Consider the following 25,764-nt stretch of genomic DNA (forward strand, 5'->3'; position numbering starts at 1 on the left):
TCCTTAAGTGAAGGAGTTTCTATTCTCAATTCATACCGCTTAGTGCCATGCCAACAACTGATCCTGCCATTTCGCTTCGAGATTTCCAGCAACTCATTCGACAGATGTACCTAGAAAAGGACGTGGCGCGTGGTATCGACGGGACCTTTATGTGGTTGATGGAAGAAGTTGGTGAGCTGGCAGCGGCCCTACGCGAAGGGACCCCTGACGAACAGGCTGCAGAATTCGCAGATGTTCTCGCTTGGCTGACTACGATTGCCAACGTGGCCGGTGTTGATCTCTCAGCAGCGGTCGCTGAAAAGTATGGTGAGGGGTGTCCGGGTTGTGGTTTGTTGGTTTGTACCTGTGACGACGCGGAGAAGCCGTGATCTTCCCGACCAGGATAATACAACAACTGTCGCACTCTTTCGCCTACCTGTTTCTCTTGGTTGGCATTGTGCAGGCCCAAGTGGAAAAACCCCGCATTACCGATGTGCGCATCGGATTTGCCAATGCCTACAAACTGGGGTGCTGGACCCCGGTACAAGTAGATATCGAGGGAGGATCGCAAGCTCTCACAGGAACCGTCCACATCACGGTTCCTGATGGAGATGGCGTGCCGACTACGGTCGTGAATCTTCCCAATCGCCCCGTCGGGATCGAGCCAGGTCGAACCACGACTGTACCTCTTTTTGTTAGAGTGGGTCAATCCAGTGCGCCTCTTGAAGCAAGGTTTATTTCAGACGATCGCAAGGTTCGTGTATCACGTACTTTCTTCGCTGGACCAGAAGCCGGCGACGGGGTCATAACAGGAGGATTGCCTGCAACCAATCGATTAATAGTCACTCTTGGTCCCTCGCTGGGACTTGGTGATCTGCTGGCCAATGAAGCAGATGATGAGCTTTCTAGGACGCGACTCATCCAATTAGAATCTACGGCCGATCTGCCGACTCAGTGGCAAGGATATGAAGGAGTCGATACCCTCATATTATCCACTTCACAAGCCGATTTGTATCGTCCTCTATTGCAAAATCCTGCGCGTACCGAGGCGATCCGCCGCTGGGTGGAAACGGGTGGCAAAGTTGTGCTCTTCTGTGGTTCGCAGGCCGAGGAGTTGTTAGGATCCGGTGGTGCGCTGGCTGATTTGGTTCCGGGCAAGTTTTCTGAGATCGTAGACATCGAGCAGTCCCAAGCACTGGAAACATATAGCGGATCCGAAAAATCGATCACTCCTGATCGACGCGTCAACTTCCAGGTTCCCTTGCTCACCGACATTCGAGGCAGGCAAGAGGCCATTGCTCGACGAGGCCCCCAGAGTATTCCTTTGGTAATCCGCTCCTATCTAGGTTTCGGAGAGTTAACATTTGTCGGCTTGGATTTTGACAGGCCTCCCCTGCGTGATTGGCCAGGTCGTATTGGCTTCCTGCGAAAATCCCTTGACTGGGGAAATGGCATTCATTCGCAATCGGGGGCCAGTGATACGGTCGAAGTAAGTAACGAGGATATCATTACCCAACTCCGCAATGTGCTTGATCAGTCGTTTGTGGGTGTTACCGTGGTGCCATTTGCTTTGGTGGCATTGCTCGTGGTGGGCTACATCCTGCTGATTGGTCCCGGTGACTATTATCTAGTAAATAAGATTCTGAAGCGTCCCGAGTTCACGTGGATTAGTTTCCCACTCATGGTTGCCGCTGTGTCAGCAGGTGCCTATTGGTTTGCCAACTGGCAGAAGGGGGATCAACTGCGAGTCAATCAAGTTGAAGTCGTTGATTTCGATGTGAGTAACAATGCAGTCCGCGGTACGACTTGGACGCACTTTTTTACACCTCAAGTGAATGAATTTGATCTTTCGTTTCAGCCGGCACTTCTTGGTCAGGGAGATGCACCCGAAAATCAACACTTGGTTGCTTGGCTTGGGCAGCCAGGATATTCCCTGGGAGGCATGCAATCGAGTAGCGGTCAGACGTCATTATTTGATAGAGGCTATAAGTTTTCCCCGGAATTGAGCGCTATGAAAAATGTTCCAGTGCAATTGTGGTCTACTAAAACGATCACCTCACGATGGAACGCCAAGGCGCCCACACCGTTAGATCCCGCATTGTCTCGGACTGACGAGCAATTGCTCGGAGGGACGATTGCCAATGAATCGGACCAAACGCTGGAAGACTGCGTGCTACTCTACGGACAATGGGCCTGGAATCTGGGGCAAATCCCTGCCGGATTGACGATTGACCTGAGCGAAGCGAAACAGCCCCGGATGGTAAAAACACTGCTTACAAGTGCAACTGCGGGGGATACAACCATTACCAATACGGCCTCAGACGGCACAGTCCCATTTCGGCTGGCGCAAGAAGATGTCACACGAATCACCAAGACGATGATGTTCTTTCACGCACTTAGCGGCGGTCGCTATACTGGCATGTTGGACCGTTATCAGTCATTCTTGGATATGAGTCATTTCCTGGAACAACCTGACCTGGCGATCCTACTAGCCAAGAGCAGCAATCCTGGTAGCCAGTGGTTTGACGATGACAAACCACTGGGAAGTGATGAAGATCGCCATTGGGTTTACTATCGATTCTTATTGCCCGTGGGACCGAACGAGCAGAACGATTCACTTTGACCGAGGTTGTGACGACCCGTCTCGCTGAATACCAACCACTTGCCACCAATCAATAGCCACACCCGTGATAGAAGTCCACGACCTAACTAAGAAATACGGTGACCTGTTCGCCATCAACAAGATCGAGCTCAAGCTCGAACGTGGGGATGTGTTCGGATTCATCGGCCCCAATGGAGCTGGCAAAACAACGACCATGCGGATCCTGGCCACGTTGCTCAACCCTACCTGGGGCGAGGCCTACGTGGGTGGCTATTCGATTTACACGAAGCCCAAAGAAATTCGCCGCATCATTGGCTACATGCCTGATTTCTTCGGCGTGTATGACAATATGCAAGTGATCGAGTATCTGGAGTTTTTCGCTGCGGCATATCGTATTAAGGGACCCGAGAGACGCAAGATTTGCAACGAAGTCCTCGATCTGGTCGATCTTGGCTACAAACGCAATGAATTAGTGACCAGCCTTTCGCGTGGCATGACCCAGCGGCTTGGCCTCGCGAGGGTGTTGTTGCATGATCCTCAGGTCCTCTTGCTTGACGAACCCGCTAGTGGTCTAGATCCCCGCGCACGTATTGAGATCCGCGGCCTGCTCAAGGAATTACGCAACATGGGCAAGACGATTATGGTATCCAGCCATATCTTGCCGGAGTTGGCCGACATCTGCAACAAGATCGGCATCATCGAGCGGGGAGAATTGATCGTCAATGCCGACGTCGCTGATGTAATGAAACAGGTCCGACAGCAGTCGGTACTCAAGATCGACGTCTCGGATGATCGAGAGGCAGCCGCCAAACTGCTCGAACAGCATGAAATGGTCGAGAAGGTTGAAGTAGGCAAGCAGGGACTGCGGGTCACGCTTATCCCTGGTGACCACGACTACAGTCAGCTCGCTCGATTGCTGCTTGACAACGGCTTATCGCTCACCCAGCTCGGCGAGGAAGAAATCAACCTGGAAACGGCCTTCATGACACTGACCAAGGGAATTACTTCCTGAATTTGGAATTCTGAATGCGGATTGCTGAATGGAGGGTAAGACAAGCATTTCCGGCTAGCTCCGTCACCTTGACAACGTGGGCGCGAAGGCCAAAATGACAGTTCTGATGCTGAGTCGCTGCATTCTGAATTCCGAATTCCACACTCCGCATTCGTCCTCGCCCCGTTCGTCTAGTGGCCCAGGACACCGCCCTCTCACGGCGGAGACAGGGGTTCGACTCCCCTACGGGGTACTGTGTTAGCGCAGCAAGCGGTTCTATTTCATTTTCCGAACCTTCAGGGGCTTCATATGTCTGTCTTGTGCGCTTGCCTGATGCTTTTTCTCGTCGGCCAGATAGCGAATGCGGATAATGCCACTGTTTGGGTTGGCATGGGGGCGCCACAGCAGGGGGAAAAGGAAGGCATCTATCGTACGATCCTTGACGAAGAAACAGGAGTACTGGAGCCTCCTCAGTTAGTTGCCGAAATCGGTGAACCAGAATTTCTCACTCTGCGCAGCGATGGCAGGCGATTGTACGCGGCGTGTCGACTGCCCAACGGTGATGGAGGTGTGGCGGCTTTTGAAATTGGTTCCGATGGCAAATCGCTCCAGCTTATGAATACACAGCCTCTTGGCGGAGGCAGAGCGTGCCATGTCGCTATTGATCCTACTACTCGCTGCCTGTATAGCGCACAATATGGCGACGGAACCGTCGCCGTCTTCCCCTTGGCCGAGGATGGGAGTATTGAGGCTCGATCTGCACTCGTTGAACACAAAGGTTCAGGACCTGACGCTTCACGCCAAGAAACTCCGCACCCTCATTCTGTGAATCCGTCTCCCAACGATAGCTTCCTATTGGTCCCGGACTTGGGCACAGACAGAGTCGAGATCTATCGAACTGACCCAGCGACCGGGACCCTCGAGTCATATGGCCATGGCAATTCGCCTCCAGGAGGCGGTCCCCGTCATATGACCTTTTCATCTAACAGCGAATTTGCCTACGTCGTCAATGAGATGGGGCTCTCTGTTACGGTTTTTAAATACGATTCTAAAGCCGGCTCATTGGAACCCATACAAACGATTCCCACGATACCTGAAGACCTCCGAACCCCGGGGAACAATTGTTCTGAAATCCGTATGCATCCAAGTGGCCAGTTTCTCTATACAGGCAATCGTGTCCATGATTCGATTACTGCATTCAGAGTCGACCCTCAATCGGGGAGGCTGACGTTCATCGAAGTCGAAGCGGCCCACGGCAAGCATCCCAGGAATTTCAACGTCGACCCTAGTGGCAAGTGGTTACTCGTCGCTGGTCGAGACTCCAACTCAATTTCAGTTTTCAAGATTGACCAAGATTCAGGAGAGTTGGACTATACCGGTCAATCCGTGAGCTCACCTGCTCCGATTTGCATCGTGTTCCAACCATAACGATTTTGGTGCATGTGGGATGGATCAGTAACTCATCCCAAGTTTAGCCTCCAAATAGAAAAGTTGAGAACTGCGGCGAAACTAACCCATAAGAGATAGGGAATCAAAAGCCAACCTGCCAAATGTGAATGGCGAAAGAATATCGTAGTGGTCGCAACAATCGCCAACCACAGTAGTGCAATATCAACAAAGGCCCAACCAATCTGATGGTACCGAAAAAAGATCCACGACCAGGCAAGATTCAATAGTAGTTGAACGCCGAAGAGGAAAAGTGGCAAAGTTGCAGCACGTATTCCTCTCTCCTGCCACACAAGCCATGCAGCAATTGCCATCATTAGATAAAGCGTTGTCCATACGGGACCAAAAATCCAGGATGGCGGATTCCATGTAGGCTTGTTTAGAGTCTGATACCAGCCATCGATTTCAGGAGTCGTGGCAGTCGCCCCCAGTCCACCTGCAGAAAGACAGAGCACTATGAATAGGACCAGGCCGATCCAACGCATTCGGTCATTCATTGTTTCTCCTTCTGGCTGTTCTTATAGTAGTGTCTAGAGGTCACAATTATATGGTGACTGCCACTTCATTCTTGCCAGTTTTGCGACAAACTTCTACTGCAATCAAGTTGACTTGCCCCAAATCCTCATCTAGTCTGAATAGTAATCTTCGCCGTATGGGTACACTTCTCCTTTACCATTGGTAACTCGATTGCAGTGAGTGGCGACCTACAACTTCAAGACGATACCAGCCGCGGCGGACTTTTTGTCGTAGTGGTTTGCTTTTTCGTTTTCGGATTTCTGGCAACTCTCGCAATTCAGTTCTTGGTCTCTCTCCTGTTGAATAGTCTACAAGATCGCGAGCTTGACTCTCCAGAATTGCTGGGAGAAGTTGTCAACAAGAAACTCATTGAACCCGCATCTCACCTCAGCCCCGAAGAAGTCGTTAGCATTCAACTGGATGGATTGGGATCCACCAATCAAACTGTCGGGATTCGTCAATGCTTTGCCTTTGCTTCCCCTTCTAACAAATCTATAACGGGACCACTTACACGATTTGCCAGTATGGTCCATAGGCCTCCCTATGATGCACTCCTGAAACCACAAGAGTTGCTAGTCGGGAAGCCCGAAATTCACGATGATCATGCATCTGTCACAGTGACCATGCTCGATTCTCGGGGTAAACTACAGGCTTTCTTATTCCTGCTCGGCAGACAAAAAGAAGGGGAATACTCTGGATGCTGGATGACGGAAGGCGTTTTTCCATTGCAGCCGTTGGCTCCCCCAGAATCGGCGAGTCCCCCAACGGTTTGGTCCCCTCGGAAACCAATGAATAGAACTGGGGTATCCAACGATGTTTGGTGCCCAAACGTTGCCTGAACACGTAAAGCGATTTATGAGTGCGTTTCACCCCGAATCTGGTCTACCACTGGCTCCCGAGGAGGTTGTTACTCCTGCGGGGGGGGATTTGGGTGTGCGCTGGATGTTTGCACTTAAAAAGCAAGACGAGAGTGCTTTTCAAAATCTCCTGCGACAATTTGGTGGTAAGGCATTCGCCGTCTGCTTGCGAATTCTGTGCGACCAGCAAGCAGCTGAGGACGTGCTATCCGAAGTTTTTTGGGAAATTTGGCAGAATCCTGAGCGATATGACTCATCGAGAAGCTCACCTCAGACGTATATCCTTTTGATAGCGCGCAGCCGTGCTATAGACCGACTGCGAACTCTGGGAAGAAAGGGGAGTCTAGTCGTCGACAATCTGGCACCTTATTTGGAGAGCAATTCAGTCGATCCGATTGGGTCTCCAGAAGACAAAATAAGCACAAAAGAGGAAGCTCAATTGGTCCGAACGGCCCTGGGCCGATTGAATGTCACGGAGAGGGAAGTATTGGAACTTTCATTCTTCGAGGGGCTTAGCCATCAGCAAATTGCTGACCGCCTGCAGTCCCCCTTGGGAACCGTAAAGAGTCGAATTCGACAAGGTTTGAGTCACCTCAGAGCAAAACTATCCTCAACTTTCCCGGAGCGAAATCAAGAATGAATTGCGAAGATCGAAAAGATCTACTCTTGGAGTATGCTCTGGGGCAACTCAACCCCTCGGCCGAAGCTGAGATGCGCAATCACCTAGACGGGGGATGTAAAGTGTGTTCTCGGGAGCTCGCTGAGATCTCTGCAGCCTGGGCAAGTTTGGGAGTGAGCCTTGATTCTGTCGATGTTCCACTCTCGGTCGAAAAGAGGATCATGTCCAAAATTCTCTCCGATGCGAACCAGTCATCAACTGTCTCTATAAAAGAGACCGTAGTCCTTCCAGAACGAAGCAATGAACAGACGCTTCAGCGTAGTATTATGCCCTATGTCTTGGCTGCTTCGCTATTGGGTGCTGTCACTGCTGCCCTATGCTGGAAACTCCTACCTGAGGGAATTGATGTAGCAAGTTCACCCAAGCAAGAAACTTGGGGAGACGCAGCACTAGAACCAAATTCTCCTGGGTTTCATACGGTGGGACTCAAGCCTTTGGCTAGCAAGGAAGGAATTACTCTTTCGATTGTCCGCAATGAGGCGGTGAAGCAGTGGCATGTACTTGCCGCTGGCCTCCCGGCTACCGATCCCAAGTCAGTCGTGCAATTGTGGGCAGAATTGAAATCTGGTGACTTTGTTCGGTTGGCAAGTCTCCCAGTCAGTGAACATCGAACTGCTAGTGCCGTGATCGACCTGACCGAAGGGTCATCGGAATACTCAGGGCTTTGGCTCACAGTAGAAGACACTGATTCGGAGGCTCATCCAGGAGACAATGTGCTTTTCCGAGGCATTATCGAATGATCTAGTCGCAACATAAACTGCTCTGCAGCATTTCGATGCAGACGCCTCTAGCGTTCGTTAGACTAACAGTATGCGAACTCCCATCTATTGCCGACCTGCCGCCCATCAGCTCTTTGAGGCGGAAATTGCAAATCTCGATACCGGGGCCGGGCTTTTTCGAGCGGCATTTGCGATTGCCCTCCATGAACGGCCCGAGGCACGAATTGTGGAAGCTGAAACGGTCGTTGAGCAACTTGCGACAACTGTACAGCGGCGAGTCCACTCCAATTCAAAGGAAGCCTTGTTGGCTCACCTACACGATGTGCTATTCGATGTGTTCGGTCTTCGAGGAAATACGGACGACTATTACAATCCGGCCAACAGTTACTTGCCCGACGTATTGCATTCCCATAAAGGGCTACCCATCACATTGGTGCTTATCTACAAACGTGTTGCTGAACTTGTAGGCCTTACCGTGTACGGCATCAATTCACCAGGTCATTTCATGGCAGAAGTGGAATCTGCAGAGGGTGTGTCTGGCAGATCGATGGTCGTGGATCCTTTTTTCGGTGGGAGCGTGCTAACTGTCCAGGAAGCAAAAGAACGGATCGAGCAGACAGCCGGAAGGCCCCTAGTGGTATCGACAGAGTGGCTGCCACGAGCGACTCACCAGCAGTGGTTAGCCCGCATGCTGGTGAATCTTCTTTCTGTATTTACCGCCACGGGACAAGAGCGAAACATGCTGGCGATGCAGGAACTATTGGGACTTCTAGAAAAGTGATTCGCCGTTTTATCCTCCTAAGGTAGAATGGCAAGAGTTGCTTGATATCTTGCGTTTATGTTCTCTTGGTGGTTTAAGTGTCTTCATCATTGATTCTGAAAATAAGCCGAATCGCTTCCCGCGGACTCAGTCTGCTTTTTCTACTGTTGGTAAATCAACAGCTCAGCGCTGACGTGGCGGTACTCTCCAATCGAACCCAGGCCAGCGTTTCCATCGAACTGCATCCTGTGGGGGAGGTCAAACGTTCTCTAACAATATCTCCGGGAGACTCGCGGCCTGTTTTCTTCAATCGGAGCCTAAGTGTGAGATTTGGCCAGGGGCTGATATTTCAGACCCTCGAATTAAGTCCAGGTTGTGCATATTTCTTTAGGCAAGGTCTGGGAAAGAATTCTCTTTCCTTAGAGAAAATTGGCCTCGGGAAGAGCGATCTGGAACCCCAGGCTCGAATGGCGAAAGATTCAAACGTCGCACATAAGAGTGGGTTAGTAGAAATTCCTGTCAAAATAGCTGTCGACGACGACGAACCTACGCATCGTTCAATCTGGGAACCACGTTTGCGGGAAAGAGTGGCAGCAGCTTCGCAAATCCTAGAGGTGAATTGTGGCGTTCAACTCGAGGTGGTCGGGGTCGAGACTTGGGACTCTAACAACTCTACGCATGATTTCCATCAATCCATGCATGAGTTCGAGCGTGAAGTCTCATCGAAGGGAGTTCGGCTGGTAATCGGTTTCAGCAGTCAATATGAGGTCAGTTCTGGACGCACCCACATGGGTGGCAGTCGTGGTACTTTGTTTCCCTACATCTTGCTCAAGGAGCGGGCTCGTAACGTGCGGGAGTCTCATCGGCTCGAACTTTTGGTACATGAACTCGGACATTTTCTGGGCGCGACTCACAGTCCAGAACCCACTAGTGTCATGCGACCGGTAATCGATATTCGACAACCAGCGACGTTCGGTGGAAGAATCCAGTTCGATCCGGTGAACGCGTTGTTGATGTCGCTGGTCACTGACGAGTTGCGTGAAAGACATGTCCCTAGCTTTGGAGATGTCTCACTGCCCACCAAGCAGCGTATGATCGAGATTTACGAAGTTTTGGCCGAAGCACTTCCGAATGATCCTGGTGCAGCACAGTACAAGCGGTTGGTAGCTTCAGCCACCTCTCCTCGATTGATTCAGGAAGTAAGAGAAGTACTACGTCAACTCACTCAAATGGCCAAGCTAGAAAAAGCCCGCGCAGATAAGAATACTGCCGAGGGTGTGCATCATGCAGAAAGTAATTTAACTGGCGACGATTTGACAGCTCGCTTTGTACGGGAAGCGGCTGCGGTGGTCAGTGAGTTCAAAACCCACGAACAGTCCGAAGCGATGCTACTTGCCCTAGGGATCTTCATGGACACCGAGGGAGCACTCCTCTCTTTTCCTTTTACCAAAGGTTTGGTATCGCAAGTGGAATCAGAGCAGCAAAGAGTTGATCGTGAAGCTCTGCTCGGAGAACCAACGATGCGCGGCCGCACCGATCTGGCTAAGCATTTCTTCGTCTCAGCCCATTTGGCCGTTGCGCTAGGTGGCTCAAATGCTCGGGGAGTCGGATTGGCCAAAGAGGTCCTCGATGCGAATGGAGGAACAGGATTTAGTTTTGTTGACATGGCAGCAAACCGAGCGGGAATCATCTTTGCTGAAAAGATTCTGGCCGGTAAGGTTGAGGTCGAGCAACTTGCAGACGGATTTACCGTGAGTCGTTATCTACCAGAACTTGACGGCTTGGCCGAAGGGATTCGAGGGGATAAACTTCGCACCCAATATGCGAAAAATGACGGCGCCCTCTTGAACGCAGAATTGCAAAAAATCGAACAGCGCATCTTAGGCTTGCCGATTTATCAGTAGTCAATTTCGCATTTTCCGTATTGTTCAGGCCATATTTTGCAACCGCGTGCCAATTGTTGGGTCGCTTTCCTGCCGCTACAATACTTGATTCTGTTAGAAGTTGCTTAGGCAAAAACTAGTATCGTTCATTGAAATCCCCGCTAAATTGCGGCTTGCTAGAAGAGATTGCTGGGTTCAAGAAATGGGTCGTCCGAAGAATATGGTTGTCGCGCAAAGTGGCGGCCCGAGTTGTGTGATCAATAGCACGCTGAGAGGTATTGTAGAAGCGGCCCGCGAGTCGTCTGAGATTGGCTCAATCTACGGAGGCCATCACGGCATCGAGGGGGTTTTGAAAGAAGAATTGATCGATCTATCGGCACAATCTTCCGAAGAAATAGCTTTGCTAAGGTTCACTCCTGCTGCCGGTTCAATTGGCACCTGTCGTTACAAACTCAAGAGCTGGCAAAATGAAGATTTCGATCGAGTGATCGAGATCTTCAAGGCCCATGATATTGGATATTTTCTCTACATCGGCGGCAACGATTCGATGGACACGGCCAATAAGGTCGCGGCTCTCGGCCAGGAGCGGGGACTGGATCTCATCGGAGTTGGTGTTCCCAAGACGATTGACAACGACGTTGGCGATAGCGAGTTCAAACTTATCGATCATACCCCCGGCTACGGCTCGTGTGCCAAGTACTGGATGCATATGGTGCAAAATGCCAACGAAGAGAACGCGGGTTCCTCTCCTGCGGATCCTGTCTTGGTATTGCAAGCGATGGGTCGCAAGATCGGGTTCATTCCAGCCGCAGCGAGGTTGGCAGACCCCAATCGTGAGATGCCGTTGCAGATCTATCTTGCAGAGCGAAAGGTGACTTTGGAGCAAGTGGCCGACAATGTAAATGACCAACTCAAACGCGATGGGCGGGCGATGTTGGTTGTAAGCGAAGGGCTCGACGTGGGTGATCTGGGAGAAGTAAAAGATTCTTTCGGTCACACCTCTTTCGGAGCCAGTCAACTCACCGTGGCACAGCTAATCGTCAACTACCTCAACTCAACAGGCCTTGCAGCGAAGGGTGCGGCCCGCTGCAATGTATCAGGCACAGACCAGCGGAACTCCATCGGCTACGCTTCGGTGGTTGATCTCGATGAGGCTTATGAGGTGGGCGTGAAGGCATTGCAACTGGCCGCTGCAGGAGAGAGCGGCTTCATGTCCACGATCCTGCGCAAACCCGGTTCCACCTACGGCGTGACCTATGACAAGGTTCCGCTGCCCGAGGTGGCCAACAGCGAACGGACGTTCCCTGAAAAGTGGATTTCTGCTGATGGGCTCGACGTTTCCAATGACTTCGTCGACTACTGCAAGCCGCTGGTAGGCGATACGATGGTGAGCTTGCCGATGGAAAATGGTCGACAACGTCTCGCCCGTCTCAAGCCACTTTTTGCAGAGCAGAAGCTTGGCAAGTATGTACCGCAGGCTGACCGTAGTAAGGCTCCTGCGTAACTCGCTGAGCAAGATTAAGAATCCTTGAAACTAGGGCAAGCATGAAAGATTTTACCCCCAAGCACGAGTTCTTCGTGGGCATCGATTCCGATGGTTGCGTCTTCGACACCATGGAAGTGAAGCACAAAGAATGTTTCATCCCGGCATTTGTCAACTTCTACGAACTTCAAGGCGTGAGCAAGTATGCCCGCGAAGCAGCCGAGTTTGTGAATCTTTACTCCAAGAGTCGTGGGATCAATCGATTCCCGGCGCTGGTAGAGCAACTCGATTGGTTGCGCCGACGTCCCGAGGTGAAGGCTCGCGGAGTGAGAGTGCCTCGCCCTGAGGGTGTGATTAACTGGATCGAACAGGAAACCAAACTTGGTAACCCTGCCCTGGAAAGAGCAACTGAAGCGACGGGGGATCCAGATCTGATGAAAGCACTGGAATGGTCTCGTGCAGTGAATGAAGCCATCGCCGATATGGTGCGTGGTGTGCCACCGTTTCCGAATGTAAAAAAATGTCTCGAGAAGCTTGGCGAGAGATCAGACATGTTGGTCGTCTCAGCCACACCCAACGCAGCCCTTGAGGCCGAGTGGCAAGAGCATGGCGTGGCTGACTATGTGCGGGCAATCTGTGGCCAAGAGTCGGGCACGAAGAAGGAAACCCTTGTGGTCGCCGGTCAATACGATCCGAACAAAGCGATGATGATTGGCGATGCCCCGGGCGATCACAAAGCCGCCGTGGCCAACAACTGCCTGTTCTTTCCCATCAACCCAGGTCAAGAAGAAGCCAGTTGGAAGCGACTTCTGGATGAAGGAATCGATCGCTTTTTCGCAGGCACCTTTGCAGGTGACTACCAACAACAGCTAGTAGATGAGTTTAATCAGTACCTCCCCGCCACCCCGCCCTGGCCAGTGGACTCAAAATAACCTTTGAAATGGCTTACGACTGATTGCTAACAGCCTATGACTTCGTTCGATAATCTTCAAATCGATTTAGAACGAAATAACTCCCTATTTGGAATATAAAATGTCAGAACTTTGTGATTTTGGACTGATCGGTCTCGCCGTGATGGGTGAAAATCTAGCACTGAACGTCGAAAGCCGTGGCTATCGCGTGGCCGTGTTTAATCGTACTACATCGAAGGTCGACGACCTCATGGCAGGCCGAGCCAAGGGAAAGCAATTCGTTGGCTGTCACAGTTTGGAAGATCTGGTCAGCTCGCTCAAGACACCCCGTCAGGTAATGATGATGGTCAAAGCAGGACCCGCAGTGGATGACCTGATCGAAACCCTTATCCCCCTCTTGTCACCCGGCGATATTCTCATCGACGGGGGCAATACTTTTTATGCGGACACCGAACGTCGTACCAAGTATGTCGAAAGCAAAGGACTACTCTATTGCGGCACAGGTGTCTCTGGAGGTGAGGAAGGCGCTTTGCTAGGTCCTAGCATGATGCCTGGTGGAAGCGAGGCCGCTTGGCCCCATGTTAAACCAATCTTCCAAGCTATCGCGGCCAAGGTCGGTCCGAACGATGATATCCCCTGTTGCGAATGGGTCGGACCGCGTGGCGCCGGTCACTACGTCAAGATGGTGCACAACGGCATCGAGTACGGCGATATGCAGATGATCTGTGAAGCCTACTTTCTCTTGACTGAAGGCTTGGGGCTTTCCAACGAAGAGTTGTACGACGTTTTTGAAGATTGGTACCAGGGTGAACTCAACAGCTACTTGATCGAAATCACACGTGACATCTTTAGCGTCATGGACGACGACGGCGGCTACTTGGTCGACAAGATCATGGATCGTGCCGGAGCCAAGGGGACCGGCAAGTGGATGAGCCAGTTGGCCCTGGACCTCGGTGTCCCCAGCACCTTGGTGACCGAGGCCGTCTATGCGCGTTGCCTGTCGGCCATGAAGGAAGCCCGGGTGCGAGCGAGCAAGGTGCTTTCGGGACCAAATCCAAAATACTCTGGCGACAAAACCAATTTCATCGAGCAGATTCGTGATGCCCTGTATGCCTCAAAGATTTGCAGCTATGCCCAGGGATTTGTGCAAATGCAGGCTGCGGCGATTGAGCACGACTGGCCCTTGAACTTTGGCGATTGTGCCATGCTGTGGCGTGGTGGTTGTATTATACGTGCCGTTTTCCTTGATCGCATTAAGGAAGCTTTTGATGCAGATCCGAAGTTGGAGAATCTGCTGCTAGCTCCTTACTTCCAAGAGGCTGTCGAGCGATCTCAAGATGGCTGGCGACACGTGGTTGCATCGGCAGCACAATTGGGCATCCCAACCCCCGCCTTCTCGGCCGCCCTAGCCTACTACGATGGTTACCGCCGCGAGCGACTACCAGCCAATCTGCTCCAGGCTCAGCGCGACTATTTCGGTGCACATACATTCGAGCGTCTCGACAAACCGGGTACTTTCCACGCGGAATGGATTCAGCTGCGGAAGAAGCCCAAGCAATGACTAACTGTCAACTGCCCACCGACCATTGACCACAAGCAACACTTATGACCTCGGAATATTTGCAGAAACAATTTGGCCTCGATGGGCAGGTGTCCGTTGTGATCGGTGGCACGGGAGTGATCGGGGGGGCATTGTGTGATGGCCTGGCTCAGGCGGGTGCGCACGTCGTAGTGGCTGGGCGCAGCGAGGAACGTGGTCAGGCACGTGTCCAAGCGATTGAGAAGCTAGGAGGTAAAGCATCTTTCTCTTCCGTGGATGCCACTTCGCGAGAATCTCTGCAACAACTGCTCGACACCGTGATTGGCGAGCATGGCCGTGTCGATTCCTTAATCAACGGCACAGGGGTTAACTCCGCAACTCCTTACCTGGAAATCACCGACGAAGAACTACAACGTATTTTCGACGCAAACTTCATGGGAACGCATCTGGCCTGTCAGATCTTTATTCCTCAAATGGTCAAGCAAGGAGGCGGATCGATTCTTAACATCGGCAGTGTCACTTGCTTTCTTCCGTTGTCGCGTGTCTACATGTACGCCGCCACCAAGGCTGCCATACTGAACCTTACACAAAACACGGCCCGGGAATTTGCGCCTCAGAAAATACGGATTAACTGCCTCTGTCCTGGATTTTTTCCTGCCGAACAGAATCGCAAGATCCTTAGCCCCGAACGAACTGAGAGTATCATGAGGCACACTCCGATGGATCGATTTGGTTTGCCTGAAGAACTTGTTGGCGCGGCACTCCTGCTGCTCTCTCCAAAAGCAGGAAGTTTTATTACGGGGACTGCGATTTACGTCGATGGTGGGTTCACGGCGATGACAATTTAATAATGAATACTGCGACCAGCAGTCGCGGCTTTGTGGCGGCAGTTTTTTTAGGTTTCCCTTTCCTTGACGTTTAGGAGCCCCAATTCATGGCCGCGACTATTGTTATCTTTGGCGCTTCGGGCGATTTGACGAGTCGCAAGTTGATACCTGCCTTGTATCAACTCTATCGCAAAGGAAGGCTCTCATCGACTTTAAACATCGTTGGGGTCTCGCGAACGAAGTTTACTCACGCCGAGTGGAGGGAGGAGCTTGCCCGATCCACCGAAAAGTTTGTGGGAGAATCGTTTAACTCCGAGAATTGGGAACAGTTTGCTGAGAGAATCTACTATCAGCCGGGCGACATCGGACAACCGGACGATTTTACCTCGCTTTCTAAGTTCTTAGACGAACTCGAAGGTGGCGAAACCTGCACACGCGTCTATTACCTCTCTACAGCTCCCCGGTTCTACCAACCGGCGATTGAGCAGCTGGGCCAGGCGGGAATGTCTTGCGAATCCAACGGTCCCCGCCGTGTCGTGATCGAAAAACCGTTTGGAACGGATTTGAAGAGTGCCCGGGAACTCAACCGGGTCACACATGAGGTCTTTGCCGAACAACAGGTCTACCGAATTGACCATTATTTGGGCAAAGAAACCGTGCAGAACTTGTTGGTTCTCCGCTTCGGCAACACGATTTTTGAGCCGATTTGGAATCGCAACTACATCGACCATGTTCAGATCACAGTGGCCGAGGAAGTCGATGTCGGAAGCCGTGCTGGGTACTACGATTCGGCCGGCGTTGTGCGCGACATGGTACAAAACCATCTGCTGCAACTATTGATGGTGGCGGCAATGGAAGCACCCGTGCGGTATGAAGCTGATTCCATCCGAAACGAAAAGGTGAAGGTGCTTCACGCTATTCGCCCCCTTGAGACTGAGCAAATCCGCGATTACACCTTCCGAGGGCAGTATCGTGGATACACGAGCTCGAAGGGTGTTGAACCAACTAGCCGCACACCAACCTTTGCTGCACTCAAGCTGTGGATCGACAACTGGCGCTGGCAGGGGGTGCCGTTTTATCTCCGCAGCGGCAAGGCGATGTCCTGCCGCACGACGCAGATTGTGATCCAGTTCCACTGTCCTCCGCACAATCTGTTTGAGAACAGCCCCACCAGCTTGGGTGAGTCAAACCGCTTGGTGATCCAGGTCCAACCTGCCGAGGGGATCCAACTCCATTTTCAAACGAAAGTACCAGATGCCGGCATGAAGATGCGTCAGACCGACCTGAATTTCAACTATCAAAAGGAATTTCGCGGGGCGATTCCCGAAGCTTATGAACGATTGCTGCTCGATGCGCTCGAAGGTGATGCCAGCCTGTTCGCCCGGGCCGACGAGGTAGAAGCCGCCTGGAAGGTTTGCGACCCGATTCTGGAAGCTTGGACGGCTCGCGACAAACCAACCCTGTTCATGTACGACCCAGGCTTCTGGGGCCCCGATGAGTGTCGTGAATGGATGCTTGCTCAAGGACGAGAGTGGTTTGATACTTGTCCGCTATTGGGGTGATACAGTATTGTTTGCCGGAACTGCGCACGGCTTGTTCCTGCCTACATTAGTGCTCGGCTAATTTGCGAAGTACATCACGTTCTTTGTCCATTACTTTCTCGGCAACCTTAAACTGTCTTTCAAATTCTGCATCGTAAGGGATGAGTTTTAGGCCATCGTAAGTTTCCAAGACAAGCACTTTATCCCCTTTGCCGACTCCCAGCTTCTTTAGCATTTCATCCGTGAAAACGATTCCCAAGGAATCTCCGACATCGGTTATTTCGACTGTGAACATGGTTAATTCTCCGAGTTTGCTCGAATCGTAGCATATTCAAGGTAAAATCTCGACGCTTGAATCTCCGTAGCTAATGTGTACTCTGGAAAGATTACCCACCAAGCGAAATAATTCGGTAATCTGATGGCGGAATCTGAAACCTTAGACCCCTCCCCTCCCCTGCCGGAGAACATTCGCAGTGTGCAACCGGGTGGGGGCGTCTGTTACCAGATTGAGCTTACCTGGGGTCGCTGGCGTAGGTGGTATCTGCAGACTTTTCGTCAAGGATATGTCTGGCGGATGGCCGACCTGCGTCGGGGAGACTCCACAGGGGCTCCGCATGAGATTCTCGACCCCCGTGATCTCAAATATTGCGAAAATCAATGCACAGCCCATTGGCTCCCGTCTGACGACCCCTTCACGTGGCGAGACCGGCTACCATTCGCCCGCTGGGGACTTGCTGAATTGCAGATCATGGGCTGGCCCTTGGTCGCTGCGATTGCTCTCTTGCTGTGGCTGGGCAGTCCGTGGCAGTGGTTTGCTGTGATACCGGCCGTGGTACTGGCTCTGATCGTTTATTTCTTCCGTGATCCACCTCGCCAGATTCCCACGGATCCCTCAGCAATTGTCTCACCAGCTGACGGCACGATCGCTGAGATCACTGAAGTTGATCACTACGATTTTTTCAACGGTCCCGCGGTTCGCATCGGAATTTTTCTCTCCATATTCAATGTGCATGTCAATCGTTCCCCACGAGCAGCGCGTGTCGTTGACATGCACTACAAGCCGGGAGAATTCCTCAACGCGATGAACCCCGAAAGCGCGATTCGCAATGAATTCATGTGGATCGGACTGGAGGAGCTTGACCATCCAGAGCGAAAACTGGCCGTGCGAGCGATCTCAGGGTTAATCGCCAGACGAATCGTCTGCATCCTACGGCCTGGGCGGGAGGTCCAACGTGGCGAGAAATTTGGTATGATCAAGCTTGGTTCACGGACGGAGTTGATTCTACCTCGGGATTCGGTCGAGGTGACCACGGCTGTCGGTAACAAAGTGCTAGCCGGCAGTTCGATTCTGGCCCGGTATCGATAGTAATAGATGATTTCCCCCAAAATATCTGCATGAGACCTATTCGCGCAATCAACGTGCTGCCGACCCTGTTTACCTTGGGAAACCTGGTGTGTGGGTTCTTCGCGATTGTCGTTGCTAGTCGAATTGCCAAAGCGGGTACCGTTGACATCTTGCCCTCGCCCAAGCTGGAAACTTATCGCCACATCTTCGATAGCATTGATCCAACACATAATCTCATGCTTTGCGGTGGCTTGATTTTCCTAGCAATGCTGTTTGATACTTTTGATGGCCAGGTCGCTCGCATTACCAGAACCACTAGCGATTTCGGCGGCCAGCTCGATAGCTTGTGCGACGCGGTATCCTTCGGCGTAGCCCCAGCTATCCTATTGGTAAAAATGTGTCCAGACTTTACCAGCGTCCACCGCGAAGCGGTCTGGTCAATCTCTGCCCTGTTCGCATGTTGCGCGACTTTGCGACTCGCCCGATACAATGTCGAGACCGATGAAACCGATGACCACGGCACCTTCACTGGACTCCCATCCCCTGCCGCGGCGTCAGTAATTGCCAGCTGGGCCATGTTCTCCTATACACTCCGCAATGAGATTAACTATGAGAACTTCGCCGGCTATGACTGGTGGTTACAACGTATCCTGCCGCTCTGCGCGATAATCATCGCCGTACTGATGGTTTCACGAATTCCCTATCCACACATTGTTACTCAATTCGTGCGGGGCCGGCGCAGCTTTGCGCATGTCGTCGGCTTGCTATTTGCCATTATGCTATTGGTGACTTTTCGATGGTATGTGGTTCCTTTCGTGTGTGGGCTTTATGTGGCAGTTCCCGCAGCACAATACCTCTGGAAGTTATCTCGAGATAAAGCGAATTTGAAAAAACCAGTATCTGGTGAGGTCGCATAACCATGTTTACAGGGCTCGTAGAGAGTTTGGCGACCGTGCGAAACCTGGCCTCCCAGGGACCAGGTGTGAGACTGGAGATAACCGACGCTCTAACCGCAGCCCGTTCGGCGGTCGGGGACAGCATCGCGATCAATGGCTGCTGTCTAACGGTTGTGGCTCTCGATGAGGAGGTCCTAGCATTTGAAGCTGGCGAGGAAACCCTTCTGCGAACAACTTTAGGCAATGTAAGTGTAGGGGACCGAGTCAACTTGGAAACTTCACTTTGCCTGGGCGACGAGCTTGGTGGTCACCTCGTAACAGGCCATGTTGATGGCGTTGGGGCGGTTGAAGAGCGAATCGACGATGCTGAGTGGTCCAAGTTTTGGCTGCATGTCCCGGGTGATTTGACTCGACAGATGGCCAGCAAAGGGAGCGTGGCAGTCGATGGCGTGAGCCTCACCTTAGTCGATGTGGAACGTCACCGATTCAGTGTGGCGCTGATTCCCCATACACTCAAAGTAACCACGCTGGGGCTGCGGCAAGTGGGTGACCGAGTCAATTTAGAAACCGATGTTCTGGCCAAGTATGTCGCACGTCAACTTGCCTGGCAATCTGAAAAGTAGGTGTTGGCATCAACCGGGGTCGAGGACGACCCGGCTCACATCTCGAAACTCGAAATTTGAAACACTCCGCCCATGAACCGCCAGACCAAGACCTTCTTAATGAATCGTTTCCGCGAGATGGGGATATCTCCGGCAACGCGGCATGGGCAAAACTTTCTCATCGATCTGAACCTCCACCGAGTGATCATCGACGCTGCCGATCTTACTGAGCAGGACGTTGTGTTGGAAATTGGTACGGGCACGGGAGCCTTGACAACGTTGATGGCCGAAAAGGCTGCCGGGGTGGTCACTGTTGAGATCGATGGCCACTTGTTCGAACTTGCAAGCGAACAACTCATCGACTTTCCCCATGTGACGATGCTCCACCAGGATGCACTCAAGAACAAAAACAACTTTGACAGCCGGGTACTAGAAGCGATTGGCGAAAAACTGGCAGAGTACCCCGATCGCCGCTTAAAACTAGTGGCCAATCTACCTTACAACATCGCTACACCCGTGCTGAGCAATCTTTTGCTTTGCGAACATGTGCCCCATTCCATGGTAGCCACCATTCAAAAGGAGTTGGGAGACCGTATCGTGGCGCAACCTTGGAGCAAAGACTACGGGGCGCTCAGCGTGTGGATGCAGGCTCAGGCCGAAGCGGAAATTGTGCGATTGATGCCACCAACGGTATTCTGGCCAATGCCAAAGGTTGAGTCGGCTATTGTGCGAATAGTGGTCGATCCGGCCAAGCGAAGCACAATCCCTGACTTGCGATTTTTCCATCAGTTTGTCAAAGCAATTTTCATCCATCGTCGCAAGTTTCTGAGGGCGAATGTCGTGGCGGCTCTCAAACACCACCTCTCCAAGGCCGAAGTGGACGAGATACTAGCTGAGATGCAACTTTCTGATGAAGCTCGCACCGAGCAACTCGATGTGTCGACACTCATGAGACTAACGGAATTGGTACGGTCTCGTGCACCAAACTGGACACTATGAAATGGCAAGCCGTTTGCGAAAGCTTCCTGCATGAGTTGCCGATAGTTAACCTCCATTCACTCTTTGCCACCCACGTTCAAACTCCTTCACCGCCGGGTCGGGAACACGGAGCTGACCTTCGAGATCGACAAAAGGCAACTTACCTGACTTGAGAAGCGCACGAATCTTACGGCGAGAAACGTGCCATCGGTGAGCCAGGTGTGTAAGCGAGTGACTGTCCTCGATAGGATCATGATGCTCAAATGCTGCAGGGCGTTTCATGGGTGCCATAGTTTCGTGCCTCCCAAGAGATGAGTGAAGGGCGTCAGCAAGTACGCGTTCAGGAGCGATTATACCAGTCAGGGGGACAATCTACCAAATCGACTGGTTTTCTCGGAGTTTTGGTACCCCTTGAACCAGTCCCCTTTGGTTCAGGTCCATGATAAGATGAAAAGAAAGCAATAGCGACCAGGTTTAGTCGCGGCTATTGAACTAATTGCAAAATACAAGTGAAACACGATGGCACGTACTGGAAAACTCGAACGTAAGACGAATGAAACTGATATCAATATCGATCTGTGCCTCGACGGCACGGGTCTAGCAAACATCCAGACTGGCGTTGGTTTTCTGGATCACATGCTTGATCTTTTCACAAAGCATGGGGCATTCGATATATCGCTCAAGGCCGATGGCGACCTACATGTTGATCAACATCACACCGTGGAAGACTCCGGCATTTGTCTGGGCTTGGCGCTTCGAGAGGCGTTAGGTAACAAGGCCGGGATTCGCCGCTATGGGCATTTCACGCTGCCGATGGAAGAAACCTTAGTAACGGTGGCCGTCGATTTCAGTGGCCGCAGCGTATTGGAATATCGTGCACCTGTACCTGCCGCTAAAATTGGCGACTTCGACAGCGAACTCTTGGAAGATTTCTGGCAAGCGGTCTCTGCCAACGCGCTATGCAATCTTCACGTCCTCTTGCACTATGGCCGCAACAGCCATCACATTGCCGAGGCAATTTTCAAGGCGACGGCCCGCGCGATGCGGATGGCCGTCGAGTCGGACCCTCGAATGCCCGGTGTTCCGAGTACCAAGGGGACTCTGGAGTAGGTGAGTTTGAAATTTACTCCCCAAATTGCTCGGCGTAGTCCGCCATTGCCGCTTCAATCACTTTCTCTGCATGTTCTCGACCATAGGCTTCACTGACTTTCACCGGAGGTTCATCCGGAGTGAGCATTTTGTACGTGCTAAAATAATGCCGTAGGCGATTGACCATGATCACCGGCAAGTCAGAGACGTCCTGCACATTCTCCCACATCGCATCGTTGTCCAGAATGGCAATGATTTTGTCGTCAGCCTCGTTGTCGTCGAGCATAGGTAGCCCTCCAATCACGCGCGCCTTGAGTATAACCTCCCCGACATTAATGGGACGCTCGCTGATGACACAAATATCAAGCGGATCGGAGTCGCCAGATTTAGCTCCTAGCATCATCGCCTTCACCCGGTCGCCACAATACGTCTTAGGGATAAAACCGTAAAGCGTCGGAGCAAAAGAAGACGTGCGATTAGGGCGATCGACGCGTAAGTAGCCGGTCTTCTTGTCGAGTTCATATTTCACCCGGTCGAATGGAGTGAGCTCAATGTAGGCATAAACGAGCCGCGGCGCATCAGGACCCACTTCAAGACCATGCCACGGGTGGGGCCGCCACTTAAAGAACGGAGCTGGGAAGCTCATAGAGATTTTCAGCCTTATATGTGTCGCCTAACGATGGACTTCGCCATCATCGACATAAGTTTCAAGAAATCGGGTCAGTCGCTGGAAATCGCTGTCACGTTCGATATAGCGGACAACCGTGACCAGGGTTTCAGGATCGACCAAGTCGTCGAAGGGGACATACTCTAATTGGAGTTGTCCCGAGATGGAGACCATCACGCCGTTGAGCCGTTTTTCAACAAGTGCCCGATAGGCACCTACGCCCAATTGGCTTCCAAGCATCACGTCGAAAGCGTGTGGCCTAGCACAGCGGGCCTCGTAGCCGAGTTGCACGGCATTCACCTTGCGTTTCTTGCCAGTTTGCCGATTGTACTCTTTAGCGATCAAATCGGCGAAGACATCGTGTAAATTGACCGCGGAGATATTGATATGACCGTGATCGTCACGGCCTATCCCTTCGAGATACTTGCTGGGCAGGAATTCCGCGAGCCCTTCGGCGATCACGATCACGCCGTACTCTTTGCCCTCGCGCTCGCGGGCTGTCATAGTGGCAACGATGCGAGGGATGACCGCTTCCATATTCATGACGGGTCGGCTGCTACTCTCGCCCGTGGAGGGATCAACCGTTTCTTCCGTGGTGCGATACTTCCCTACTACGTCTTCAACACTTACGACCAAGCTCGCTTCGCCTGCGATTGCCACTCCGTAGGCTAGCCAGCCCGCACTACGTCCCATGGACTCACAGAGAAAATAGCTGCGATTGGCCTCGGCATCTGCCAACAGATTGCGAACTTCGGCGGCAAGAAAATCAACAGCGGTAAAGTACCCAAAAGTGAAGTCGATACCTCGATAATCATTGTCGATCGTTTTGGGTAAGTGAACGATGGGAATTCGGTGTGCATCCAGAGGAAGCCGCTCCTGGAACATTTTGAATTTATTGGCCGTTTTGAGTGTGTCATCGCCGCCGATTGAGATGAGCACGTCCACACCGATTGAGCGGAGTGCCTCATAAACTGTTTTGAGTGGGGCACTTTTTTCTGGATCGGCCAAGTGAGACGGATGAGAAACCAGCTTTCCCGGGTTGGTACGTGCCGTACCAATCATGATTCCGGAGGAATTGCGAGTCCGACCGAGCATTTTGTGATTGACCATCACATAGTCGCGACCCTCTTCAAGCGGATGCGAGGGGCTGTACTCCACCAGAGCGGAATACCCATGCTTGATGCCGACGACTTCAATGTCGTTGCGCAGAAAGGCCGTAGCGGCTGCGGAGATAACTGCGTTGGCGGCAGGAGCAGGCCCACCTGCGAACAAGATCGCCGCCCGACGGAAGTTATGCATCATTTTCGGAGGACGCGAGAGGGTATTGTCAGCCATAATTTATCGTTCCCAAGTCTCAAGTTGTCAAAATCCAGCTATCGGGTTGGAGGCCGCCGTCTGCCCTGCCCGAGGCTGTGCATTGTAGCCTAAGGATGCGACCTCGAAAATGGTCCCATGGGGCAGCCAGATTGGCTGTCTTAGAATTTTCAGGTGGAAGCCTGCAATTCGGAAGAACTATCCAAACGTGAATTCTCGCTCGATGAAGGTCGTATCGATCCGGCCCTCAGCGAAAGCGCTATGGCTTAGAATCTCCTGGTGCAAGCCGGCCGTGGTCTGAATGCCATCGACCTGCAACTCAGAGAGCGCCCGCTGCATCGTGCGGATTGCTTCGACACGAGTAGGCTGATGCACAATCAGTTTACCGATCATCGAGTCGTAGTAGGGGGGGACCACATATCCGCTGTAGACGTGAGAATCAAATCTCACGCCAAAACCGCCAGGAACGATCAACCGCTCAATTTTTCCCGGTGAGGGACGGAAATTGTTGCGAGGATCCTCGGCGTTAATGCGGCACTCGATAGCGGCACCAGATTGCACAATATCCTCCTGGCTCATAGAAAGTTTCTCACCCGAGGCGATCAAAATCTGCTGCTTGATCAAGTCAATCCCTGTGACCATCTCAGTAACGGGATGCTCAACTTGGATACGGGCGTTTACTTCAATGAAATAGTAGTTGCCTTCCTTGTCGACAATAAACTCCACGGTAGCAGCGTTGGTGTAATCTGCTTCAGAAATCAAGCGCCGAGCCGAGTTGCACATCGCATTACGGGTTTCTTGATCAACGCTTGTGCTGGGGCTTTCTTCGATCAGTTTTTGGTGGCGTCGCTGCACAGAGCAATCACGCTCCCAGAGATGCACAACGTTGCCGTGGTGATCAGCAAGCACCTGAACTTCGACGTGGTGCGGTTGTTCGATGTACTTCTCAAGATAAACATCACCATTGCCAAAGGCTGCTTCGGCTTCTGATTTGGCTTGATTGAAGGCAGTCTTGAGAGCAAGGTCGTTGGCTGCGACCCGCATGCCACGTCCACCACCACCAGCGACCGCCTTAATCAACACGGGGAAACCTACCTCGTGGGAAAAGTGCAACGCGTCGTCTACTGATTCAACGATTCCGTCGCTCCCCGGCACGACTGGCACCTCAGCCTGCATGGCCAGTTTGCGGGCCTCGTTCTTATCGCCAAGCTTCGCCATCGCCTCGGGATTGGGACCAATGAAATCTATGTTGCAACTACGACAGATTTCGTTGAAATGAGCGTTCTCTGAGAGAAACCCGTAACCTGGATGAATGGCTTGCACGTTGCCGACCTCGGCAGCACTGATTACGTTGGCAATTCGCAGATAACTGTCAACGGCACGCGGGGGGCCGACGCAGTAGGCTTCATCGGCCAAATCAAGATAGTGGGCACCTCGATCCCCTTCGCTATAGATGGCAACCGTTTCGATGCCCAACTCCTTGCATGCACGGATCACTCGTAATGCGATTTCTCCCCGGTTGGCTATAAGGATTCTTTGATACATGGCGGAGAGCGGGAGCGAAGGAAAAAACCTACTTCAAGTGGTAGGAGAAATAAAGTGACTGGGGTGAGCTAGCCGCGCTGAACCTTGAACAGCTTCTGACCGTATTCGACCGGGTCGCCATTCTCTACAAGGCGGGCCAATAACTTACCGGAACATTCAGCGGGGATTTCGTTGAACACCTTCATGGCCTCGATGATGCAAACGACAGTATCTGACCCAACAGAGTCACCCACACTCACGAGTGCCGGCGATTCGGGGCTCGAAGCAACGTAGAAGGTACCAACCATGGGGCTGGTCACATAAGCGACATTAGCCTCTTCGGCCGCAACGGCCTGTGGAGTACTATCGGCTGCTGGAACTGCTGTTGGAGCTGGCGTTGGAGCAAGTGGCACCGAGGCGCCTCCCACCGTGACCACCGGTTCCTGACCGCGGCGAAGACGAATCCGCTGGTCTCCTTGTCGCAGGTCAACCTCAGCTAATTCGTGCTCGTTCATTAATTCGACAAGTCGTCGCACTTTGCGAACATCGAATACATCGCTCGATCCGGATCCTCCATTACTCATGTCACGTCTCCTGCTGTCCTTTTTGTGGGTG

General features: G+C 52.2%; 26 protein-coding genes and 1 tRNA gene. 20 read left to right on the forward strand and 7 right to left on the reverse strand.

All coding sequences use genetic code 11. The annotated features are described in order from the left end of the window. Nucleotides 1-47: 47 nt before the first annotated feature. The 5 genes from Pr1d_RS18475 (at nucleotide 48) to Pr1d_RS18495 (ending at nucleotide 5,000) form a co-directional block, all read left to right on the forward strand. A complete protein-coding gene (locus Pr1d_RS18475) occupies nucleotides 48-368 on the forward strand; it encodes a MazG nucleotide pyrophosphohydrolase domain-containing protein (protein ID WP_148074912.1) in 321 nt (106 codons plus the stop codon). Beyond that, a complete protein-coding gene (locus Pr1d_RS18480; RefSeq protein WP_148074913.1) occupies nucleotides 365-2,602 on the forward strand; it encodes a hypothetical protein in 2,238 nt (745 codons plus the stop codon). The genes Pr1d_RS18475 and Pr1d_RS18480 overlap by 4 nt, the downstream gene beginning before the upstream one ends. A 64-nt stretch (nucleotides 2,603-2,666) precedes the next feature. Then, nucleotides 2,667-3,593 carry an ABC transporter ATP-binding protein gene (locus tag Pr1d_RS18485; RefSeq protein WP_148074914.1) on the forward strand — a complete coding sequence of 309 codons (927 nt, stop codon included), beginning with the start codon at nucleotides 2,667-2,669 and terminating at the stop codon, nucleotides 3,591-3,593. Between the two features lie 159 nt (nucleotides 3,594-3,752). Next, nucleotides 3,753-3,825 (forward strand) — tRNA-Glu (locus Pr1d_RS18490). Between the two features lie 56 nt (nucleotides 3,826-3,881). Further along, nucleotides 3,882-5,000, forward strand: coding sequence for a lactonase family protein (locus tag Pr1d_RS18495; RefSeq protein ID WP_148074915.1), 1,119 nt, complete (start codon nucleotides 3,882-3,884; stop codon nucleotides 4,998-5,000). A 32-nt stretch (nucleotides 5,001-5,032) separates the two neighbouring features. Here the strand turns inward: Pr1d_RS18495 and Pr1d_RS18500 are convergent, their stop codons facing one another. Beyond that, the gene (locus Pr1d_RS18500; RefSeq protein ID WP_168205345.1) at nucleotides 5,033-5,515 is read right to left on the reverse strand and encodes a TspO/MBR family protein; all 483 of its coding nucleotides are present in this window, start codon (nucleotides 5,513-5,515) and stop codon (nucleotides 5,033-5,035) included. Between the two features lie 252 nt (nucleotides 5,516-5,767). Here Pr1d_RS18500 and Pr1d_RS26760 point away from each other — a divergent pair, with 252 nt between their 5' ends. The 10 genes from Pr1d_RS26760 to zwf all read left to right on the forward strand — a co-directional run bounded on the left by Pr1d_RS26760 (nucleotide 5,768) and on the right by zwf (nucleotide 16,755). Further along, nucleotides 5,768-6,373, forward strand: coding sequence for a DUF4864 domain-containing protein (locus tag Pr1d_RS26760; RefSeq protein ID WP_390622092.1), 606 nt, complete (start codon nucleotides 5,768-5,770; stop codon nucleotides 6,371-6,373). Further along, nucleotides 6,348-7,031: an RNA polymerase sigma factor gene (locus tag Pr1d_RS18510; protein ID WP_148074916.1), complete on the forward strand. Its 684-nt coding sequence runs from the start codon at nucleotides 6,348-6,350 to the stop codon at nucleotides 7,029-7,031. The genes Pr1d_RS26760 and Pr1d_RS18510 overlap by 26 nt, the downstream gene beginning before the upstream one ends. After that, entirely contained in the window at nucleotides 7,028-7,810 is a 783-nt protein-coding gene (locus tag Pr1d_RS18515; RefSeq protein ID WP_148074917.1) for an anti-sigma factor, read from the forward strand. The genes Pr1d_RS18510 and Pr1d_RS18515 overlap by 4 nt, the downstream gene beginning before the upstream one ends. Before the next feature lie 70 nt (nucleotides 7,811-7,880). Beyond that, nucleotides 7,881-8,570: a transglutaminase family protein gene (locus Pr1d_RS18520; protein WP_148074918.1), complete on the forward strand. Its 690-nt coding sequence runs from the start codon at nucleotides 7,881-7,883 to the stop codon at nucleotides 8,568-8,570. Nucleotides 8,571-9,016: 446 nt separating this feature from the next. Continuing rightward, entirely contained in the window at nucleotides 9,017-10,453 is a 1,437-nt protein-coding gene (locus Pr1d_RS18525; RefSeq protein ID WP_148074919.1) for a M12 family metallo-peptidase, read from the forward strand. A gap of 181 nt (nucleotides 10,454-10,634) precedes the next feature. Then, nucleotides 10,635-11,936 (forward strand): diphosphate--fructose-6-phosphate 1-phosphotransferase, encoded by a 1,302-nt coding sequence (locus Pr1d_RS18530; RefSeq protein WP_148074920.1) that lies wholly within the window; start codon nucleotides 10,635-10,637, stop codon nucleotides 11,934-11,936. Nucleotides 11,937-11,977: 41 nt separating this feature from the next. Then, nucleotides 11,978-12,847: an HAD family hydrolase gene (locus Pr1d_RS18535; protein ID WP_148074921.1), complete on the forward strand. Its 870-nt coding sequence runs from the start codon at nucleotides 11,978-11,980 to the stop codon at nucleotides 12,845-12,847. 100 nt (nucleotides 12,848-12,947) lie between these two features. Continuing rightward, nucleotides 12,948-14,387, forward strand: coding sequence for a decarboxylating NADP(+)-dependent phosphogluconate dehydrogenase (gene gnd / locus Pr1d_RS18540; protein ID WP_148074922.1), 1,440 nt, complete (start codon nucleotides 12,948-12,950; stop codon nucleotides 14,385-14,387). A 44-nt stretch (nucleotides 14,388-14,431) separates the two neighbouring features. Next, entirely contained in the window at nucleotides 14,432-15,214 is a 783-nt protein-coding gene (locus tag Pr1d_RS18545; protein WP_148074923.1) for an SDR family oxidoreductase, read from the forward strand. Between the two features lie 86 nt (nucleotides 15,215-15,300). Then, nucleotides 15,301-16,755 (forward strand): glucose-6-phosphate dehydrogenase, encoded by a 1,455-nt coding sequence (gene zwf, locus Pr1d_RS18550; RefSeq protein ID WP_148074924.1) that lies wholly within the window; start codon nucleotides 15,301-15,303, stop codon nucleotides 16,753-16,755. 46 nt (nucleotides 16,756-16,801) lie between these two features. Here the strand turns inward: zwf and Pr1d_RS18555 are convergent, their stop codons facing one another. Then, nucleotides 16,802-17,029 (reverse strand): AbrB/MazE/SpoVT family DNA-binding domain-containing protein, encoded by a 228-nt coding sequence (locus Pr1d_RS18555; RefSeq protein WP_148074925.1) that lies wholly within the window; start codon nucleotides 17,027-17,029, stop codon nucleotides 16,802-16,804. A gap of 123 nt (nucleotides 17,030-17,152) precedes the next feature. Between Pr1d_RS18555 and Pr1d_RS18560 the strand changes: the two genes are divergently transcribed. The 4 genes from Pr1d_RS18560 to rsmA all read left to right on the forward strand — a co-directional run bounded on the left by Pr1d_RS18560 (nucleotide 17,153) and on the right by rsmA (nucleotide 20,576). After that, on the forward strand, nucleotides 17,153-18,100 hold the full coding sequence (locus Pr1d_RS18560) for a phosphatidylserine decarboxylase (RefSeq protein WP_210417771.1): 948 nt from the start codon (nucleotides 17,153-17,155) through the stop codon (nucleotides 18,098-18,100). 29 nt (nucleotides 18,101-18,129) lie between these two features. Beyond that, nucleotides 18,130-18,996 carry a CDP-diacylglycerol--serine O-phosphatidyltransferase gene (pssA, locus tag Pr1d_RS18565; RefSeq protein ID WP_148074926.1) on the forward strand — a complete coding sequence of 289 codons (867 nt, stop codon included), beginning with the start codon at nucleotides 18,130-18,132 and terminating at the stop codon, nucleotides 18,994-18,996. Between the two features lie 2 nt (nucleotides 18,997-18,998). Next, entirely contained in the window at nucleotides 18,999-19,598 is a 600-nt protein-coding gene (locus Pr1d_RS18570) for a riboflavin synthase (RefSeq protein ID WP_148074927.1), read from the forward strand. Between the two features lie 72 nt (nucleotides 19,599-19,670). Beyond that, on the forward strand, nucleotides 19,671-20,576 hold the full coding sequence (gene rsmA, locus Pr1d_RS18575) for a 16S rRNA (adenine(1518)-N(6)/adenine(1519)-N(6))-dimethyltransferase RsmA (RefSeq protein ID WP_148074928.1): 906 nt from the start codon (nucleotides 19,671-19,673) through the stop codon (nucleotides 20,574-20,576). A gap of 45 nt (nucleotides 20,577-20,621) precedes the next feature. Here rsmA and Pr1d_RS18580 read toward each other — a convergent pair whose 3' ends face one another. Next, a complete protein-coding gene (locus Pr1d_RS18580; protein WP_148074929.1) occupies nucleotides 20,622-20,837 on the reverse strand; it encodes a helix-turn-helix domain-containing protein in 216 nt (71 codons plus the stop codon). Between the two features lie 237 nt (nucleotides 20,838-21,074). On the opposite strand from Pr1d_RS18580, the gene hisB reads away from it, so the two are divergent. Further along, nucleotides 21,075-21,665 (forward strand): imidazoleglycerol-phosphate dehydratase HisB, encoded by a 591-nt coding sequence (gene hisB, locus Pr1d_RS18585; RefSeq protein ID WP_148074930.1) that lies wholly within the window; start codon nucleotides 21,075-21,077, stop codon nucleotides 21,663-21,665. Between the two features lie 13 nt (nucleotides 21,666-21,678). Here the strand turns inward: hisB and Pr1d_RS18590 are convergent, their stop codons facing one another. From Pr1d_RS18590 to accB, 4 genes are all read right to left on the reverse strand, one after another. Next, nucleotides 21,679-22,290: an inorganic pyrophosphatase gene (locus tag Pr1d_RS18590; protein WP_148074931.1), complete on the reverse strand. Its 612-nt coding sequence runs from the start codon at nucleotides 22,288-22,290 to the stop codon at nucleotides 21,679-21,681. Nucleotides 22,291-22,317: 27 nt separating this feature from the next. Continuing rightward, complete coding sequence (locus Pr1d_RS18595) at nucleotides 22,318-23,646, reverse strand: 6-phosphofructokinase (RefSeq protein ID WP_148074932.1); 1,329 nt, start codon at nucleotides 23,644-23,646, stop codon at nucleotides 22,318-22,320. A gap of 177 nt (nucleotides 23,647-23,823) precedes the next feature. After that, a complete protein-coding gene (gene accC / locus Pr1d_RS18600; RefSeq protein ID WP_148074933.1) occupies nucleotides 23,824-25,170 on the reverse strand; it encodes an acetyl-CoA carboxylase biotin carboxylase subunit in 1,347 nt (448 codons plus the stop codon). Nucleotides 25,171-25,238: 68 nt separating this feature from the next. After that, nucleotides 25,239-25,733, reverse strand: a complete 495-nt coding sequence (accB, locus tag Pr1d_RS18605) for an acetyl-CoA carboxylase biotin carboxyl carrier protein (protein WP_148074934.1) — start codon at nucleotides 25,731-25,733, stop codon at nucleotides 25,239-25,241. Between the last annotated feature and the right edge of the window lie 31 nt (nucleotides 25,734-25,764).

This window comes from Bythopirellula goksoeyrii, from assembly GCF_008065115.1.
Lineage (GTDB): Bacteria > Planctomycetota > Planctomycetia > Pirellulales > Lacipirellulaceae > Bythopirellula > Bythopirellula goksoeyrii.